The sequence below is a fragment of the Streptococcus oralis genome, from assembly GCF_026782085.1.
Classification (GTDB): Bacteria; Bacillota; Bacilli; order Lactobacillales; family Streptococcaceae; genus Streptococcus; species Streptococcus oralis_DA.
In genome coordinates, this window is record NZ_JAKUVW010000004.1 from 194,093 (window position 1) to 212,679 (window position 18,587).

Annotated in this window: 16 protein-coding genes and 1 pseudogene; 9 read left to right on the forward strand and 8 right to left on the reverse strand. The window is 39.0% G+C overall.

Going from position 1 to position 18,587, the window contains the following annotated elements; genetic code table 11:
• Positions 1-91: 91 nt before the first annotated feature.
• Both MK395_RS03065 and MK395_RS03070 read right to left on the reverse strand, forming a co-directional pair.
• Positions 92-832, reverse strand: coding sequence for an amino acid ABC transporter ATP-binding protein (locus tag MK395_RS03065; protein ID WP_001096337.1), 741 nt, complete (start codon positions 830-832; stop codon positions 92-94).
• Positions 832-2,997, reverse strand: coding sequence for an ABC transporter substrate-binding protein/permease (locus tag MK395_RS03070; RefSeq protein ID WP_268699662.1), 2,166 nt, complete (start codon positions 2,995-2,997; stop codon positions 832-834). The genes MK395_RS03065 and MK395_RS03070 overlap by 1 nt, the downstream gene beginning before the upstream one ends.
• A 180-nt stretch (positions 2,998-3,177) precedes the next feature.
• Between MK395_RS03070 and uvrB the strand changes: the two genes are divergently transcribed.
• From uvrB to MK395_RS03095, 5 genes and pseudogenes are all read left to right on the forward strand, one after another.
• Complete coding sequence (gene uvrB / locus MK395_RS03075) at positions 3,178-5,166, forward strand: excinuclease ABC subunit UvrB (protein WP_268699663.1); 1,989 nt, start codon at positions 3,178-3,180, stop codon at positions 5,164-5,166.
• Positions 5,167-5,259: 93 nt separating this feature from the next.
• Positions 5,260-7,557 (forward strand): P-loop NTPase family protein, encoded by a 2,298-nt coding sequence (locus tag MK395_RS03080; protein ID WP_268699664.1) that lies wholly within the window; start codon positions 5,260-5,262, stop codon positions 7,555-7,557.
• Positions 7,558-7,698: 141 nt separating this feature from the next.
• Positions 7,699-8,166, forward strand: coding sequence for an 8-oxo-dGTP diphosphatase (locus MK395_RS03085; RefSeq protein ID WP_084867380.1), 468 nt, complete (start codon positions 7,699-7,701; stop codon positions 8,164-8,166).
• 205 nt (positions 8,167-8,371) lie between these two features.
• On the forward strand, positions 8,372-9,145 hold the full coding sequence (locus MK395_RS03090; protein ID WP_268699665.1) for a class I SAM-dependent methyltransferase: 774 nt from the start codon (positions 8,372-8,374) through the stop codon (positions 9,143-9,145).
• A gap of 116 nt (positions 9,146-9,261) precedes the next feature.
• Positions 9,262-9,411, forward strand: a pseudogene (locus tag MK395_RS03095) (8-oxo-dGTP diphosphatase); the annotation flags it as partial.
• On the opposite strand, the gene MK395_RS03100 reads toward MK395_RS03095, so the two are convergent.
• Positions 9,408-9,923, reverse strand: coding sequence for a transcription repressor NadR (locus MK395_RS03100; protein ID WP_268699666.1), 516 nt, complete (start codon positions 9,921-9,923; stop codon positions 9,408-9,410). The pseudogene MK395_RS03095 and the gene MK395_RS03100 overlap by 4 nt on opposite strands.
• Positions 9,924-9,934: 11 nt before the next feature.
• The gene (locus tag MK395_RS03105) at positions 9,935-10,462 is read right to left on the reverse strand and encodes an ECF transporter S component (protein ID WP_049490650.1); all 528 of its coding nucleotides are present in this window, start codon (positions 10,460-10,462) and stop codon (positions 9,935-9,937) included.
• A gap of 135 nt (positions 10,463-10,597) precedes the next feature.
• On the opposite strand from MK395_RS03105, the gene MK395_RS03110 reads away from it, so the two are divergent.
• Entirely contained in the window at positions 10,598-10,957 is a 360-nt protein-coding gene (locus MK395_RS03110; protein WP_049479339.1) for a hypothetical protein, read from the forward strand.
• Positions 10,958-10,998: 41 nt separating this feature from the next.
• Here MK395_RS03110 and MK395_RS03115 read toward each other — a convergent pair whose 3' ends face one another.
• From MK395_RS03115 to coaB, 3 genes are read right to left on the reverse strand one after another with little or no spacing between them, the layout of a single operon-like run.
• Positions 10,999-11,562, reverse strand: coding sequence for an ECF transporter S component (locus MK395_RS03115; protein WP_001042720.1), 564 nt, complete (start codon positions 11,560-11,562; stop codon positions 10,999-11,001).
• A complete protein-coding gene (gene coaC, locus MK395_RS03120; RefSeq protein WP_001274062.1) occupies positions 11,546-12,097 on the reverse strand; it encodes a phosphopantothenoylcysteine decarboxylase in 552 nt (183 codons plus the stop codon). Before coaC ends, MK395_RS03115 begins: the two co-directional genes overlap by 17 nt.
• 11 nt (positions 12,098-12,108) lie before the next feature.
• Complete coding sequence (coaB, locus tag MK395_RS03125; protein WP_049478203.1) at positions 12,109-12,798, reverse strand: phosphopantothenate--cysteine ligase; 690 nt, start codon at positions 12,796-12,798, stop codon at positions 12,109-12,111.
• Between the two features lie 228 nt (positions 12,799-13,026).
• On the opposite strand from coaB, the gene MK395_RS03130 reads away from it, so the two are divergent.
• From MK395_RS03130 to radC, 3 genes are all read left to right on the forward strand, one after another.
• Complete coding sequence (locus MK395_RS03130; RefSeq protein ID WP_049479338.1) at positions 13,027-14,697, forward strand: formate--tetrahydrofolate ligase; 1,671 nt, start codon at positions 13,027-13,029, stop codon at positions 14,695-14,697.
• A 183-nt stretch (positions 14,698-14,880) separates the two neighbouring features.
• Positions 14,881-17,172, forward strand: coding sequence for a DNA helicase PcrA (pcrA, locus tag MK395_RS03135; RefSeq protein ID WP_049478205.1), 2,292 nt, complete (start codon positions 14,881-14,883; stop codon positions 17,170-17,172).
• A 42-nt stretch (positions 17,173-17,214) separates the two neighbouring features.
• Complete coding sequence (gene radC / locus MK395_RS03140) at positions 17,215-17,895, forward strand: RadC family protein (RefSeq protein WP_049479337.1); 681 nt, start codon at positions 17,215-17,217, stop codon at positions 17,893-17,895.
• Here radC and MK395_RS03145 read toward each other — a convergent pair.
• Entirely contained in the window at positions 17,892-18,581 is a 690-nt protein-coding gene (locus MK395_RS03145) for a gamma-glutamyl-gamma-aminobutyrate hydrolase family protein (protein ID WP_049479336.1), read from the reverse strand. The two genes, radC and MK395_RS03145, sit on opposite strands and share 4 nt — an antisense overlap.
• Positions 18,582-18,587: the final 6 nt, after the last annotated feature.

The following is an 18,587-nucleotide window of genomic DNA, read 5'->3' on the forward strand; positions in this document are numbered from 1 at the left end:
ATCATAGTTTTTATTTTATCATAATTTTCAAAAAAAACAAAAAATCCAATACGCAATTAAAAAACTGTAAGGAGAACCTTACAGTTTTGTTTTATACATTTAGGACCTTATCCAAGAACTCTTTTAGACGAGGGTGTTGCGGGTTGTCGAAGATTTGATCTGGAGTTCCATCTTCCAGGAATTCACCATCAGCCGTAAAGATAACACGGTTAGCCACCTGACGAGCAAATCCCATCTCATGGGTTACGATAATCATGGTCATGCCTTGTTCCGCCAATTCCTTCATAACATTCAGTACATCTCCAACCATCTCAGGGTCCAGAGCGGAAGTTGGCTCATCAAAGAGCATGATATCAGGATTCATGGCAAGTCCACGAGCGATAGCTACACGCTGTTTCTGACCACCTGAAAGGCTATCTGGGTTGGCATTAGCTTTATCTGCTAGTCCTACCTTTTCAAGCAACTCCATCCCCAATTTTTCAGCTTCTTCTTTTGTCATCCGTTTGTGTTCAATAGGTGCAAAAGTGATATTTTCTAGGACGGACATGTGAGGAAAGAGGTTGAAGTGTTGGAAGACCATTCCGACGTTTTCGCGAACATGGTCGACATTGGTTGATTTTTCAGTCAAATCATAACCATTCACTGTGATGTGGCCACTCGTTACCTCCTCGAGGAGGTTAAGGCTACGGAGGAAAGTGGATTTACCAGAACCAGAAGGACCGATGATGCAGACAACATCTCCTTCATAGAATTTAGTTGTAATTCCTTTTAAAACTTCGTTTTTTCCATAATACTTATGCAAATCATTTACATCAATTTTTAGTTTTGCCATTAACGAATCCTCTTTTCTAAGCGTTTCGCTAGTCTAGTCAAAAGCGTGATAATTACAAGATAGAAGATAGCAAGGATTGCATACATCTTGAAACTTTGGTAGTTACGGGCGATGATAATCTTACCAGTTTGGAAGAGTTCAACCAAACCGATAGCAGATACGATGGTTGTATCTTTAAGAGCGATAACGAACTGGTTGACGAAGTTTGGCAACATCAATTTAGTCGCTTGTGGCAAGATAATCTTACGCATGGTTTTTCCATAAGAGATACCAAGACTGCGGCTGGCCTCCATTTGGCCAACTGGAACAGCTTGAATCCCACCACGAACAATTTCAGCGATATAAGCAGCTGCATTGAGTGAGAGGGCGATAGTACCAGCTACAAAGTCATTGATTGGACTTTGTTGGCCTGTAATGGACTCGATGAAGTTTGGAATACCCCAGAAGATGAAGGCTGCAAGAATCATCAATGGGATACCGCGAATAACGTCAACGAAAATCTCAGAGATTAGACGAAGAGATTTGTATGGGCTAACGCTAAACATACCGAAGATAATACCGATGACAATGGCAATTGCAAATGAAATAAGCGCTAAGGCAAGAGTGATTCCAAGTCCACTAAGAAGTTGTTTGTAGTTGTTTTGAAGCAAGCCCCAGATAGTTGTTTCGTCAACCGTACTTGTAGAGTTAGTTGAAGTTTCGCTAGCTAGATACTTGTCAAGAATCTTTTGGAATTCACCGTTAGCTTTGAGGTTCGCAAGTCCGTTATTGAACATCTGGATCAATTCTGGGTTTGTTCCTTTTTTAACCGCAAAGGCAGTTTCACCGATTGGAGTTCCAGCGATTGGTGTTTTCAATTTTTGCCCTTGACTGATAGAATATTTGAGAACAGGCTCATCATCCATCACAGCATCAATAGATCCAGTATTGAGGCTATCATACATGGATGCACCATCTGCAAAGGTTTTAATCTTATAGCCGTATTTGTTTTGATTTTCAGTAAGGAACGTTTGAGAAGCAGTTCCGTTTTTAACACCGACAGTTTTATCCTTGAGGTCTTCATAAGAAGCAATTGTGCTTGATTCTTTTACACCAAGAATCGTATTTGCTGTGTAGTATGATTCTGAGAAGTCGAAGGTTTCCTTACGGGCATCTGTTACAGACATACCAGCAATGATACCATCTGCTTGTCCTGCTTGAACAGCACTAATGGCTGCGTCAAATCCTGGGTTGGTAATCTCAATTTCAAAACCTTGGTCTTTGGCAATGGCCTTGATGAGGTCCATATCAATACCAGTGTATTGATTGCTTGAATTTTGAAAGACGAATGGGGCAAAAGATGAGTCACTGGCAATAATGTACTTGCTTTTCACTGGAGTAGCTTTTTGTCCAGCAGCAGTAGTTGTCGTTGGGCTTGCCGTAGTTGTAGAAGCTGTCCATTTTTGGATGATTTGCTCCAAGCTGCCATCCTTCTTCATTTGGGCTAGGGCTTCGTTAAACTCGGTAACCAAGTGTTCATACTTGCTTCCTTTCTTGACACCAAAGGCAAAGCTTCCAACAGCCTCACCATCCATATTGATGCTGAGATCTTGTCCTTGGTTAATCGCATACTCAATAACAGGTTTATCATCCATGATGGCATTTACAGCACCAGCACTTAGACTGTTATTCATCAAATCACCTGTATCAAAGGTTTTAATAGAGAAACCGTATTTATCTTTGATACTTTCGAGGAAACGTTGAGCGGCAGTTCCGTTCTTAACTCCAACTGTTTTGCCGCTAAGTTCCTCATATTTGGTGATTTTATTTGCCTTTGTGGTAGCAATGACAACTTTTGTATCATAATAGGTATCAGACATGGTAAAGACATTTTCGCGTTCTTTTGTTTTTGTCATGCCTGCCATAATAGCATCTGCTTGACCTGACTGCACTGCATTTACAGCTGCGTCAAAGCCAGGATAAGACATTTGGATGTTCCATCCTTTGATTTCTGCGACTTTATTGATAATATCAACATCAATCCCTTTATAGGTTTGATCTGAATCTTTAAACTCAAAAGGTGCGTAAGCTGTATCAGACACAATCTTAACAGTATCAGCTTTTGCCATACCTAGTGAGAAAATGGGAAATAAAATGAGCAAACATGCTAGTATTTTTTTCTTCATTTTTAGTCTCCTTTTCCGAATATTTTCCCATTATATCAGAAAATGAATGAAAAGGCAAATTTTATGGATTTTATGTAAGGAAATGTAACATGAAATACTCACTCTTATCAACTTAGAGAAGAGTCTGAAAAGTAAATTTATGGTAAAATAGAAGGATAGAAAAATGCAGATGAGGCAATCATGATTAATAGAATTACAGATAATAAATTTAAACTAGTATCAAAATATGAACCTTCCGGAGATCAACCCCAAGCGATTGAGCAGTTGGTTGACAATATCGAGGGTGGAGAAAAGGCTCAGATTTTGATGGGGGCGACGGGTACAGGGAAGACCTACACCATGAGTCAGGTCATTTCCAAAGTCAATAAACCAACTTTGGTCATTGCCCATAACAAAACCCTAGCTGGTCAACTCTATGGGGAGTTCAAGGAATTTTTCCCTGAAAATGCTGTTGAGTACTTTGTGTCTTACTATGATTATTACCAACCTGAGGCCTATGTCCCTTCGAGTGATACTTATATTGAAAAGGATAGCTCTGTCAATGATGAGATTGACAAGCTTCGACACTCAGCGACTTCAGCACTTCTGGAGCGCAATGATGTCATCGTCGTAGCTTCTGTCTCTTGTATCTATGGTTTGGGTTCGCCCAAGGAATACGCTGATAGTGTCGTTAGTCTCCGTCCAGGTCTTGAGATTTCTCGTGATAAACTCTTGAATGATTTGGTGGATATCCAGTTTGAACGTAATGATATTGATTTCCAACGGGGAAGATTTCGCGTTCGCGGGGATGTGGTGGAGATTTTCCCAGCTTCCCGTGATGAACACGCTTTTCGAGTAGAGTTTTTCGGGGATGAGATTGATCGTATCCGTGAAGTTGAGGCTTTGACAGGTCAGGTATTGGGAGAAGTGGATCATTTGGCGATTTTCCCTGCCACTCACTTTGTGACCAATGACGACCACATGGAGGTTGCGATTGCTAAGATTCAGGCAGAGTTGGAGGAGCAGTTGGCTGTCTTTGAAAAGGAAGGCAAACTGCTAGAAGCTCAGCGTTTGAAACAGCGGACAGAGTACGATATCGAAATGCTGCGTGAGATGGGTTATACCAACGGTGTTGAAAACTATTCTCGTCACATGGATGGTCGTAGCGAAGGAGAGCCTCCTTATACGCTTCTTGATTTCTTCCCAGATGATTTCTTAATCATGATTGATGAAAGTCACATGACTATGGGGCAGATTAAGGGCATGTACAATGGAGACCGTTCACGTAAGGAAATGCTGGTTAATTATGGTTTTCGTTTACCGTCAGCCCTGGACAATCGTCCTTTACGCCGTGAGGAGTTTGAGAGTCATGTTCATCAGATTGTTTACGTTTCAGCGACACCTGGTGACTATGAAAATGAACAGACCGAGACAGTAATTGAGCAAATCATTCGTCCGACAGGACTTCTAGACCCAGAGGTGGAAGTCCGTCCGACTATGGGACAGATTGATGACCTCCTAGGTGAAATCAATGCCCGTGTTGAAAAGAATGAACGAACCTTTATCACCACTTTGACAAAGAAAATGGCTGAAGACTTAACCGACTACTTCAAAGAAATGGGCATCAAGGTCAAGTATATGCACTCGGATATCAAAACCTTGGAACGGACGGAGATTATCCGTGACCTACGCTTGGGTGTTTTTGATGTCTTGGTCGGAATCAACCTGCTCCGTGAAGGGATTGACGTTCCTGAAGTAAGTTTAGTAGCCATTCTCGATGCCGACAAGGAAGGATTCCTACGTAACGAACGTGGCCTCATCCAGACCATTGGACGTGCCGCCCGCAATAGTGAAGGGCATGTCATCATGTATGCAGACACGATGACCCAGTCTATGCAAAAAGCTATCGATGAAACAGCCCGTCGTCGGAAAATCCAGATGGCCTATAATGAAGAACACGGTATTGTGCCTCAGACAATCAAGAAAGAAATCCGTGACCTGATTGCTGTGACCAAGGCAGTTGCTAAGGAAGAGGACAAGGAAGTCGATATCAATAGCCTCAACAAACAAGAGCGCAAGGAACTCGTTAAAAAACTCGAAAAACAAATGCAAGAAGCCGTCGAAGTGCTTGACTTTGAACTCGCAGCTCAGATTCGTGATATGATGTTGGAAGTGAAGGCGTTGGATTAGGAATTAAATTAAATTTTTTAAGGTTGAATAAAGTTTATAAGAAATTTATTCAGGAATTATAGTATATGTTGTTATAATTTGTGAGGTAGAGGTGTGGGAACAAGACTAAATAATTTATTTTTATGGTGCAATGAAAAGTATATTATGACAATGAGATGGTGGTTGGTTTTATCGGGTATAATCTTTTTAAGTTTGATTGATGCAACTAGAAAAATTGTTAAGAATGTAATATCATATTTGAATGTACTATTTCCTTTGTGGCATTTTGAGTATAAAATTATAGCTGTTTTTTTATTAAATTTTATATTCGTATTATGGTTATGTACTACAATTTTTGTAATGATTCTTAAATTATATTTGTTTATATATAGTTTTTGTACAAAAAACAAGAAAGAAGTTCCACAAGAACTTGTATATAAGATTAATAAAACTCGTGCAAAAAATTTATGGATTATTGGACCGTGGGGGTCGGGCAAAACTAAATTAATAAAAGAATCATTACCTGCATTAAAAAAGAAGTACTTTTATGTTTCTCTTTTTGGTCTTAACAATCGTTCAGATATTATTAAAGAAATAAATACACAAGTGGTTCAAGATTCTATTCTCTCCAATCTAATAAATATTCCAGTAATTGGTAGCTTATTTGGTTGGATAATTTCTCAGGATGGGTTGCAGATTTTGAAACGATTTCAAGATAGAATATTAGTGTTAGACGACTTTGAGAGAGTTGGGGGGATTAAAGATGATGATATTAATATAAAAGACTATTCAATTTATAATGAGGCATTAGGTGTTATTGACTATATTGAACAAGAAATTGGAATGAAAGTGATTGTCATTACCTCGAATGATGGAATTAAAAAATTATTTGATGAAGTGATTGTTCCAAAATTTTACCCAATAAAATATGATGTTGGATTCAGTAAAGAAAGTATCAAGTCTATTGCTAAATCATATTTATCAAATAATAAACAATCAGAGCAACTTTCCGAAATATTTTATATTCTTTGGTCTAAACGAATTGATAATGAAAAGAATAATGAATATCTAAATAATAACTATCGTCCTATAATTAATGATTTAATATATTTGAGTCAAATACGAGATAGTAAAACAATTAAATCAATAATGTTAAGTTCATATTTTAGTGATTTAAAATTTGATTTAAAAACTGGAAATTCCATTAATTATGAAATTGCTAAACTGTTAGCCATGAATGATCAAAACAAAAAGGTTAAAAAATATTTGAACAATCAGATTATTGAGTTACTTACTGAAGATGATGATTTAACAGTTTCAGAAATACAAAACTTCGATTCTCAAGAAAAAAGTTTAGAATTTGATAAACAAATTCTAGTAGCAAAAATTTATTGGAATGGATGCATAGATAACGAATTTGTTTATGATATAAATCAGACTGATATCAAAATTTTATTTCAAAAAGAGCCACAAATTCTAGTAGGGAACAAACTATTAGCTCAAATTATTACTAATTATTACCTGTCTAAGAGTGATGAACAAAATTTTAAACTGCTAGATACAATAAAAAACCAACGTAAACTCTATAGAATGTGGAAAAAAGTTTTAATAAAAGATGTCATAAAGAAATATAATAATGGGAAAAGGAATTTTCTGACTAGTAATCAATTTCAAAGATTAGTTGAATATCTTCAAAGTCTTGATACTACTTTTTTTGATGATAAAATTTTTCTTACTTTGATTGATTCCATTTGTAACGATAATCTAAATAGTTTACTTGAGAATGAAGAAACTTTTTTGAGTGGTCTATTAGTTAATTATATTAAACTTAAACAACCAGAATATGAATTTAATAAAAATAGAATACCATTTTATCTTTTAGAAAATTTCATTAAATATGAATATCCCAAATTGAGTTTACCAATATCAGATATACGAAATAAAATTTCTTTAAACTATGTTTCGGAGTTTTCAAGTTCAATGGAAAAGAGGAGGAATCTTCGGCAAGAAATATTTGAATCAATCTTGTACAACATGCAAAAAAATCCAAACAAGGATTATTCAAAACGGACTTTTTCCATTTCTATAAATGACTTAAAAATATACAAAGAGCATGCATATTTCTTTGTTATGGAGTTAGACCCCAAAGAATTAATTGGAGGTATTCAGATATTAGATTTACTCATAAAGTTCTTGTGCGCAGATAATCAAAGTTATATCCCTAAATTGTTGAGTATCTTAGAGAACGCTCTAATTGATGATAAAGGAGAAGAAGAGAATCTGAGGGGACCCAAAAGCCCGATTTATGAAGAAGATGGTATTTTCTATGATTATATAGAAAATGTTTCCGCCCGATATAATAGATGGATAGATGAATTAAAAACATTAGAAAAAAATATTGTACCTATTTGATTTTTAAAATTGATATTTTAAAGAATCTATATCTAATATTGCACCACAGTTTTTCGGCTATATAGATATGTATACTCCTGTTCCTTATAAAGTAAAATACAACGAAGATACATTTTAATAACTTAGAAAGCGAGCAAATCTATGTCCCGTGCCCAAGCAACTATTTTAACCAATATCTGTCTGATTGAAGACCTCGAAACCCAGCGCGTGGTGATGCAATATCGCTCTCCTGAAAACAATCGCTGGTCTGGCTATGCCTTTCCAGGAGGACATGTTGAGAATGGCGAGGCCTTTGCCGAGTCTGTCATTCGTGAGATTTATGAAGAAACTGGTTTGACCATTCAAAATCCCCAACTGGTCGGTATTAAAAATTGGCCCTTAGATACAGGTGGGCGCTACATCGTCGTTTGCTATAAGGCGACAGAGTTTACTGGGAATCTCCAATCTTCAGAAGAAGGAGAAGTATCTTGGGTGCAAAAAGACCAGATTCCAAATTTGGATCTGGCCTATGATATGTTGCCTTTGATGGAAATGATGGAAGCACCTGACAAGTCTGAGTTCTTCTATCGCCACCGTACAGAGGACGGCTGGGAGAAAGAAATTTTCTAGTTGTATGATTGCTGGAACGGTGTTAACCTTTAATGATTGGTACTTAAATATAGGATAAGTATGTCGGTGTATGTCAAATGAATACTTCAAAATTTCCTATTCTTCTTTTCTATCTTTATCTTTAACAATCTCCACCTTCAATTTTGAAATCGGAGATGTTTTATTTTATGGTATAATCTTAAGATATGAAAGGAAGTAAAAGAAAATGGCTGATAAGGTAATTGAACAATATGCAAAACAAGATAATCTTGACATTAGAGTAAAACTACACAAGAAATATTCAAAAAATAAATTAGGGTTTAACAATTGGATATTTTCCAACTACCAAATCACTGATGAGGTAAAGGTCCTAGAATTAGGGTGTGGAACAGGAGAACTATGGAAAAGTAATAGTGATTCTATTGATAGAATGAAGCAGTTGGTTGTTACAGATTTTTCTAAAGATATGGTGAAAACAACGAAGTCAGTGATTGGAAATAGAGACAATGTCAACTATGAAATAATGGATATTCAAAAGATTTCTTTTGAGAATGAAACGTTTGATATTGTTATTGCTAATATGCTTCTACATCATGTAAATGATATTCCTAAAGCTCTCTCCGAGGTAAATAGAATCTTAAAAACAGGAGGCATTTTTTACTGTGCCACATTTGGTGAAAATAGAGTTGTAGATTATTTAGCAAGTTTATTTAAAGATGAGATCAATCAAGATTTGGAAAATAAAACGTTTACTTTACAAAATGGCAAAAGCCAACTGAGTATGTATTTTGACTCTGTCGAAACATTACTCTATGATGATGAGTTACAGGTAACTAGTATAGATGACCTAGTTAAATACATCCAATCCTTTAAAGGAATTTCAGAAATAGGTTCGCTAGAAGAAAAAGTCATTCGTAAAAGATTAGAAATGAATTTTCATAAGGGTATGTTAATCATTCCTAAAGAATATGGTATGTTTATTGCTCGAAAAGAAAATTAAGGGAACGATATTGTAAAAAATTTGGAGAAAATTTTCAATGTAAAATTAAACGGATAGTGTTTAGAGCATGTTACAGCTAATTCTCCATATATAAACCTCAAATTTTTAGATTTGAAGAAGTATCTTGGGTGCAAAAAAACCAGATTCCAAACTTGGATCTGGCCTATGATATGTTGCCTCTGATGGAAATGATGGAAGCACCTGACAAGTCTGAGTTCTTCTATCGCCACCGTACAGAGGACGGCTGGGAGAAAGAAATTTCCTAGTCTTTTACTAAATAACCTAACTGATCCAAGGCCTCCTCGATATAGTGGAGGTCTTGTTGTGTCTCGGCTTCAACAAGGTGGTAATGGATGCCGTCTGTCAATTCAGAAAGGGGTCTAAAGTCTGAATTCTCGACTTGTTCAAGAAAATGCTGGACATCTCGGCGACAAGTGAGTTTGAGTAGGGTTTCAATTTCTCCATAAACGGGATGATCGATTAAGATATTTTGAACGCGTCCGCCATTGTCTACAATAGCTAGTAGTTCCTGACCGATTTCTTCCAGTTCATGTTTCACTTTAAAGAGTTTGTGCACGTAGGGGCTGGCATCATTTTCTTTGTAGATATAACCACGATTGGTGGATAGGATAGGAGCTCCATCTGCTCGGAGAATAGCGATGTCCTGTACAATGACCTGGCGCGTAACATGGAAGTGTTCAGCCAAGGTTTGACCATTGAGAGCTTTTGGCGCCTCTTTTAAGAGTTTGAGAAGAGCTTGTTTGCGATCATTTGTCATAGTTTTTCCTTTTAGCGACGTTTTCGAAGCACTTTATAGACAGCTAGTGCTAATGTATAGTCTACCATACTATGGACGATTGTGCCAAAACCAACTAGGACAAAGAGAACATAAAACATATTTTCAACATTTGTCCCTGAAGTAGCATAGAAGATGATACAAGCTATTACTTCAGCGATAGCATGAACAACACCCAAAACAAAGTTAAAAATCCAAGATGCCTTTGGTTTATCCAAGGTTTCAGGGAATTTTTTTAAGTACAAAGCCCCCAAAGTACCAAAAACAATGTGAGAGAAGGCACGGAGTACAATAACAGGCGGATAGCCTGCCATCAGAAAACCAAGACTAGAAGCAATAATAACAAAAGCAGCCATCAAAGGCGAAAGAAACATGGCGATAAAGATGGGGATATGACTTCCCAAGGTGTAAGAAGCCGGTGGAATAACGATTTTAAAAGGCATAATGATTGGAATCAAAATCGCGATTGCAGTGAGTAGGGCAGTCATAGTCATAAACTGCGTTTTTTTCCGTATATTCATAAGAACCTCCATTTGTCTGTATATACACAAGTATAGTACAATAAATCACCAATCAAGTCAAGAAGCATTATTGATTTTTCAGGAAAATTTGGTTAAAATGTGGTAAAGAATAATAGGAACTGAGGAGAAATTGTGATGATACTTTTTGTTTACCTAATCGTGGTAATCGTGATGATGTCAAAACAGAAAAGTGAAGGGAAAGTAGTCTCAGGTTGGACTCGTTTCCTAGTTTATAGTTTATTGGTCCTGTCTCTACTCTCTCTATTAGCAAGCAGTCTGGCTGTTTCACTCTTTAGCCTTCCTTTATTAGGTTTTCTTTTGATGGCAGCAATACTCGAAATTGCTTATTTCGTCAGATTGGTGATTGCATTTGGTTTGGTTTTTCTATCACTAACCCTATACTTGGATAGCCAGAAAAGCCAGCAACCTACCCCTCTTTCGTATCAGCTCCTGCGCTTTGGCTTTCATATTCTATTGATGTTTCTTATGTTTTAAATGCTAAACTCCACCTTCAGGATGAAAGTGGAGTTGATTTTTTATTTCTTCAAGGTTTGTAAACGTGGGACAATTGCTACTGTTAGAACGGCAGAAATGACAAGCTCGGCAATTGAGTTTGTAGAAATGACGGTTGCTAGGAGTTTTTGGATATTGCCGTCGAAGACATTTCCAAAAAGGAAGAAGATCCCCCCAAGGACAAAGACGGTGTTGGTAAGGGAACCAAGGGCACCAGCTAGGATTAGCCCAGTTTTATTTTTCATCAGTTTATAGACCAAGTAAGGTGTCAGACCGATCAAAATGCGAGGGACAATAGCGATAATCGCAGAGTAAATGTTTCCGTTCGGTACGAATGGTGAGAAGAGGTAGCTGGTTGGAAGGATGGTAATCGTGTTTACCGTTAAGCTTAGCAGTCCCATCAAGAAACCAAGTGTAACACCAACTCGTGGGCCGTAAATGATACTAGCAATGATTACTGGAATATGAACGATAGTTGGTTTAATTGGAAATGGGAAAAGATTAAATAGGAGAGAGCTCAAAAAGTGGATAACGAGCATAACTGCAAAAAAGATAGCAATTGGGGCAATGTTAGAGCGTTTGTTCATCGAGGGTTTCCTTTATTCTTTCTAATATAGTATTCAGGTCAGCTAGGGCGCCTTTGCCGTGATCGCCACAGGCTAGTAGAGATTCTTTTGGAGAGATGATCTGATAACCATAGGTCTCTAATGTTTTTAGATTAGCCTGGGTTGCCGGATGGTCATACATCTTTGTATTCATGGCTGGCGCGACTAACTTTTTGACGTGGTCTGGCAGGGCAAGTGCTGTACTTGTCACCATGTTGTCCGCAAATCCATGGGCTAACTTTGCTATGGTATTAGCAGTAGCTGGGGCTACAATAAAAAGGTCAGTCCTTTTGCCTAGTTCGATATGATTGACTTGATCAGGAGCGGGTTCCTGCATGACATCAAGGTGGACAGGATTTTGAGAGAGGACCTGTAGTGTCAGCGGTTGGATAAACTCTCTCGCTGCCTCAGTCATTAAGACAGTGACCTGATGGCCCTGTTTCTTCAAGGAACTGACTAGATCAGCTGATTTATAGGAGGCAATGGAACCTGTCACTGCGATGAGAATATTTGCCATGGCTTTCCTTTCTAAAAATCGTATGCTTGAATTTTTTCAAGGAGGAGGTTTGCTATTTCCTCTTTGGTTTGAACGGTTTGGAGTTCCTCTTTCTCAACAAAGATTGCTTGATGCTGGTTTGCTGAAATTTGAGTCAGGTCATTTGCGATGATTAAGTCTGCTTGGTTCTTGATAAGACTTTTTCTAGCAATCTCAATGAGATAATCCTCAGAGACATCAACCAATAGTTTGAAACCAATCAGATGAATGGCAGGGTTCCATTCTTTGACCAAAGAGATGATTTTGGGTGTTTTTTTCAGGAATAAGACCTGAACCTCATCAGTTGAAGAAATCTTAGTCTGATGATTCTGCTTGCTTAAAAATTCTTCTAGATTGGAGCTGGCCTGAACCTCCTCAAGCCCTGTCATATAAACAGGAGTGTAATCAGATACGGCCATTGAGTGGAATAAGACCTGATATTCCTTAACAAGTTCTTGCATCACAACTAGAAGGTCGTTGGTATTATTAATTTCTCGAATGCTTAGGTTGGGATGAGGTTCTGGCTTAAGAGCTCGTTTTGTCGTTATCAAACAAACTTCATGCCCCGCAGCAAGTAGGGTTTCGGTGATGATTTTCCCCAAGCGACCAGTCGAGTGATTAGTGATAGAGCGGACACTATCAATAGCTTCACTGGTACCGCCTGACGTGACTAAAATTTTCATAGCACTATTGTACACAAAAATAAACAGTAAGTAAAATGAAAGCGATAAAATTTTGCTAAAACAAAGCTACACTATAGTTTATAACTATAAAGCCATATAAAATTTTTCAAAGCGCTCTAAAAATCTTGAAATTCAGGATATTTACGAACGTTTAGAGAGTTTATGGATGTTAAAAATCTTGTTTTGTGTTATAATGAATTATCATATTAGAGGTTAGAGGAGTTTTGAATGAAAACAGATATTGAAATCGCACAGAGTATTGAGTTGAAACCAATCGTTGATGTTGTTGAGAAATTGGGTATTTCTTACGACGATTTGGAATTGTACGGGAAGTACAAGGCTAAGCTCAGCTTTGATAAAATTCGTGCAGTTGAGAGCAATCCAGTTGGTAAATTGATCTTGGTTACTGCCATCAACCCAACACCTGCAGGTGAAGGAAAGTCAACCATTACCATTGGTCTGGCAGACGCCTTGAACAAGATTGGTAAGAAAACCATGATTGCTATTCGCGAACCGTCTCTTGGCCCAGTAATGGGGATTAAGGGTGGTGCAGCCGGTGGTGGTTATGCCCAAGTGTTGCCAATGGAGGACATCAACCTTCACTTTACCGGGGATATGCATGCCATTACAACTGCTAACAACGCTCTTTCTGCCTTGATTGACAACCACTTACACCAAGGAAATGAGCTGGGAATCGACCAACGTCGAATCCTTTGGAAACGTGTGGTGGACTTGAACGACCGTGCCCTTCGTCATGTGACTGTTGGCCTTGGTGGTCCTCTAAATGGTATTCCTCGTGAGGATGGCTTTGACATTACCGTAGCTTCAGAAATCATGGCCATTCTTTGCTTGGCGACCGATATTGAAGATTTGAAACACCGTCTGGCGAATATCGTTATCGGCTATCGTTACGATCGTTCGCCAGTTACTGTTGGTGATTTGCAGGTTGAAGGAGCTTTAGCATTGATTTTGAAAGATGCTATCAAACCGAACTTGGTTCAGACAATTTACGGTACACCTGCCTTTGTACATGGTGGTCCATTTGCCAATATCGCTCATGGATGTAACTCTGTTTTGGCAACGACTACAGCCCTTCACTTAGCGGACTACACAGTTACTGAAGCTGGTTTTGGTGCGGACCTTGGTGCTGAGAAATTCCTTGATATCAAGACACCAAACTTGCCAACTTCTCCAGATGCTGTTGTCATCGTTGCAACCCTTCGTGCCCTTAAGATGAATGGTGGTGTAGCTAAGGACGCTTTGACAGAGGAAAATGTGGAAGCAGTTCGTGCAGGTTTTGCTAACTTGAAACGCCACGTTGAGAACATCCGTAAGTTTGGTATTCCAGCAGTTGTTGCGATTAACGAATTTGTTACTGATACAGAAGCTGAAATTGCAGCTTTGAAAGAACTTTGTGCTTCTATTGATGTGCCAGTTGAACTAGCAAGTGTCTGGGCTGATGGGGCAGAAGGTGGTGTAGCACTTGCCGAAACGCTTGTCAAGACAATCTCAGAAAATCCAGCAAACTACACTCGTCTTTATGACAACGACCTTTCTGTCCAAGAAAAGATTGAAAAGATTGTCACTGAAATCTACCGTGGTAGCAAAGTGAACTTTGAGAAGAAAGCTCAAACGCAAATTGCCCAAATCGCTCAAAATGGTTGGGACAAATTGCCAATCTGTATGGCTAAAACTCAATATAGTTTCTCTGATAATCCAAATGCACTTGGAGCACCAGAAAACTTTGAAATTACCATTCGTGAATTGGTACCAAAATTGGGTGCTGGCTTCATCGTTGCTCTTACTGGTGATGTCATGACCATGCCAGGACTTCCAAAACGACCAGCAGCTCTCAACATGGATGTTGAAAGTGACGGAACCGTTCTAGGATTGTTCTAGTAAATTGCAATTGATTTAAATGAGTTTGGAAAAGCTATCCAAACTCATTTTCTTGTCTAGATATGAGGAGTTGTCTTCAGCTGATAATAGAGTTACTTTCTAGACGCAACCGGTCTATGTAAAGATATTTTCCCTGATTTCTGATATAATAGAAACATTGACTTCAAGAGTAAGGAAGAGAAAATGAACGCATTATTGAATGGAATGAATGACCGTCAAGCCGAGGCGGTGCAAACGACAGAAGGGCCCTTGTTAATCATGGCGGGGGCTGGTTCTGGAAAGACTCGTGTTTTAACTCACAGAATCGCTTACTTGATTGATGAAAAGATGGTCAATCCTTGGAATATCTTGGCCATTACCTTTACCAATAAGGCTGCTCGTGAGATGAAGGAGCGTGCCTATGGGCTCAATCCAGCTACTCAGGACTGTCTGATTGCGACCTTTCACTCCATGTGTGTTCGTATCCTACGTCGCGATGCGGATCATATTGGCTACAATCGTAATTTCACCATTGTAGATCCTGGTGAACAGCGAACCCTCATGAAACGAATCCTCAAGCAGTTAAACTTGGATCCTAAAAAGTGGAATGAACGGACCATTTTGGGAACCATTTCCAATGCTAAGAATGACCTGATTGATGATGCCGCATATGCTGCTCAAGCTGGTGATATGTATACGCAAATCGTGGCTCAGTGTTACACAGCCTATCAAAAAGAGCTTCGTCAATCTGAGTCGGTTGACTTTGATGATTTGATTATGCTGACCCTGCGTCTCTTTGATCAGAATCCTGATGTTCTGACCTACTATCAGCAGAAGTTCCAGTACATTCACGTTGATGAGTACCAAGATACCAACCATGCACAGTACCAACTGGTCAAACTTTTGGCTTCACGCTTTAAAAATATCTGCGTGGTCGGTGATGCAGACCAATCTATCTACGGTTGGCGTGGGGCTGATATGCAGAATATCTTGGATTTTGAGAAAGACTACCCTAACGCCAAGGTTGTTTTGTTAGAAGAAAATTATCGTTCAACAAAAACCATTCTCCAAGCCGCCAATGACGTCATCAAAAACAATAAAAATCGTCGTCCTAAGAATCTCTGGACTCAGAATGCGGATGGAGAGCAGATTATTTACTATCGCGCAAATGACGAACAGGATGAGGCTGTTTTTGTAGCAAAAACCATCGATGAACTTGGTCGTAGTCAAAACTTCCTCCACAAGGATTTTGCAGTTCTTTATCGGACTAATGCGCAATCCCGTACCATTGAGGAAGCCCTGCTCAAGTCCAATATTCCTTATACCATGGTTGGTGGGACTAAGTTCTACAGCCGTAAGGAAATCCGTGATATTATTGCTTATCTGAATCTTATTTCTAATTTAAGTGACAATATCAGTTTTGAGCGCATTATCAACGAGCCTAAGCGCGGAATCGGGCCAGGTACTGTTGAGAAAATTCGCGACTTTGCTAACCTACAAGAGATGTCCATGCTGGATGCTTCAGCCAATATCATGCTGTCTGGCATCAAAGGAAAAGCAGCCCAGTCTATATGGGATTTTGCCAATATGATTTTGGATTTGCGAGAGCAACTGGATCAATTAAGCATTACAGAGTTAGTTGAAGCGGTTCTTGAAAAAACAGGTTATGTGGAAATTCTTAATGCCCAAGCGACCTTGGAAAGCAAGGCGCGGGTTGAAAATATTGAAGAGTTCCTATCTGTTACCAAGAACTTTGATGACAATCCTGATAGTCAGGAAGAGGAAACAGGTTTAGATAAACTCAGTCGTTTCTTGAATGACTTAGCCTTGATTGCGGATACGGATTCAGGCAGTCAGGAGACATCTGAAGTAACCTTGATGACCCTCCATGCAGCGAAAGGACTAGAGTTCCCAGTTGTCTTTATCATTGGGATGGAGGAAAATGTATTTCCGCTTAGCCGTGCGGCTGAAGATCCAGATGAGCTAGAAGAAGAACGCCGTTTGGCCTATGTCGGTATCACGCGCGCTGAGAAGATCCTCTATCTGACCAATGCAAATTCTCGTCTGCTTTTTGGTCGTACCAATTATAATCGTCCAACTCGTTTTATCAATGAAATCAGTTCGGACTTACTTGACTATCAAGGCTTGGCTCGTCCAGCGAATACTAGCTTTAAGGCATCTTATAGCAGTGGTGGGATTGCTTTCGGTCAAGGTATGAGCTTAGCTCAAGCCCTTCAAGAACGGAAACGCAATGCCGCACCAAGCTCTATCCAGTCAAGTGGTCTCCCATTTGGACAATTTGCAGCCGGAAATAAAAAAGATTCGACTGATACAAGTTGGTCCATTGGGGACATTGCTCTTCACAAGAAATGGGGAGAGGGAACGGTCCTAGAAGTTTCGGGTAGTGGCGATACTCAGGAATTGAAAATCAATTTCCCAGAAGTGGGGCTGAAAAAACTCTTAGCCAGTGTTGCCCCAATTGAGAAAAAAATCTAATTTTCCATCCTTCTCACGAATAATAAAGTGAGGAGGATTTTTATGTACAGTATTTCATTCCAAGAAGATTCACTTTTGCCTAGAGAAAGACTAGTTAAAGAAGGAGTAGAGGCTCTGAGTAATCAAGAATTACTAGCTATTCTGCTTAGAACCGGAACACGTCAGGCTAATGTATTTGAAATTGCTCAGAAAGTCTTGGATAGTCTTAACAGTCTAACTGATTTAAAGAAAATGACCCTGCAGGAATTGCAGAGTCTGTCTGGTATTGGACGGATTAAAGCCATTGAACTACAAGCAGTGATTGAACTGGGGCATCGTATTCATAAACATGAAACCCTTGAGATGGAAAGCATTCTCAGCAGTCAAAAGCTAGCCAAGAAAATGCAACAGGAGCTTGGCGACAAAAAACAAGAGCACCTAGTGGCGCTCTATCTCAATACTCAAAATCAAATCATTCATCAGCAGACCATTTTCATCGGCTCTGCGACACGTAGTATTGCTGAACCGAGAGAAATCCTTCACTATGCATTGAAGCATATGGCAACCTCTGTGATTCTCGTTCACAATCATCCATCTGGTTCTGTATCTCCTAGTCGAAATGATGATCATGTCACTAAGCTAGTCAAGGAAGCTTGCGAACTGATGGGAATTGTTTTCTTGGACCATCTGATTGTCTCTCACTCTGATTACTTTAGTTACCGTGAAAAGACGGATCTGATTTAGAGTTCGTTAACAACATAGTCAAATAGCGTTTTATCTTTGGGGCGATTTTCAAAGAGAAATTCAGGATGCCATTGAACACCAAGATAAGGAAAGCCGTCCGTAGTTGTCACAGCCTCAATGATTCCATCTTTAGGATCATGTGCTACAACCTTAAGATTTGAAGCTAGATCTTTAATACTCTGGTGGTGGAAGGAGTTGATATGAGAGATTTCTCCATAGATTTCTCGGAGAATGGTATCAGGTTCCGTTACGAGGCGTTGAGTCGTGTATTCGGCTGAACAGTCCTGCCAATGATCCTCGATATCTTGGTGTAGCGTGCCTCCCATGGCGACATTGAAAAGTTGAGTACCCCGACAAACAGAGAAAATTGGTTTCTTTTGCTTAATCGCTTCTTTGATAAGTGCTAGTTCAAAAATATCTCTTTGAAGGTGGTAGTCATCACTATCAATAGCCTTTGATTCACCATAGTATTTTGGATCAACATTTTGCCCACCCGTTAGGATGAGCTTATCAATGATACTGATGTAATAGGCAGCCATTTCTTGATCACCAATCGGTAGGATGATTGGAATTCCGCCAGCGTCCTTGACTCCTTCAACGAAGCCCTTTGCTGCATAGCTCATCATGATGTCATCATCTGGATGAGCTTTTTCATTTCCTGTAATCCCAATAACTGGTTTTTTCATAAATGC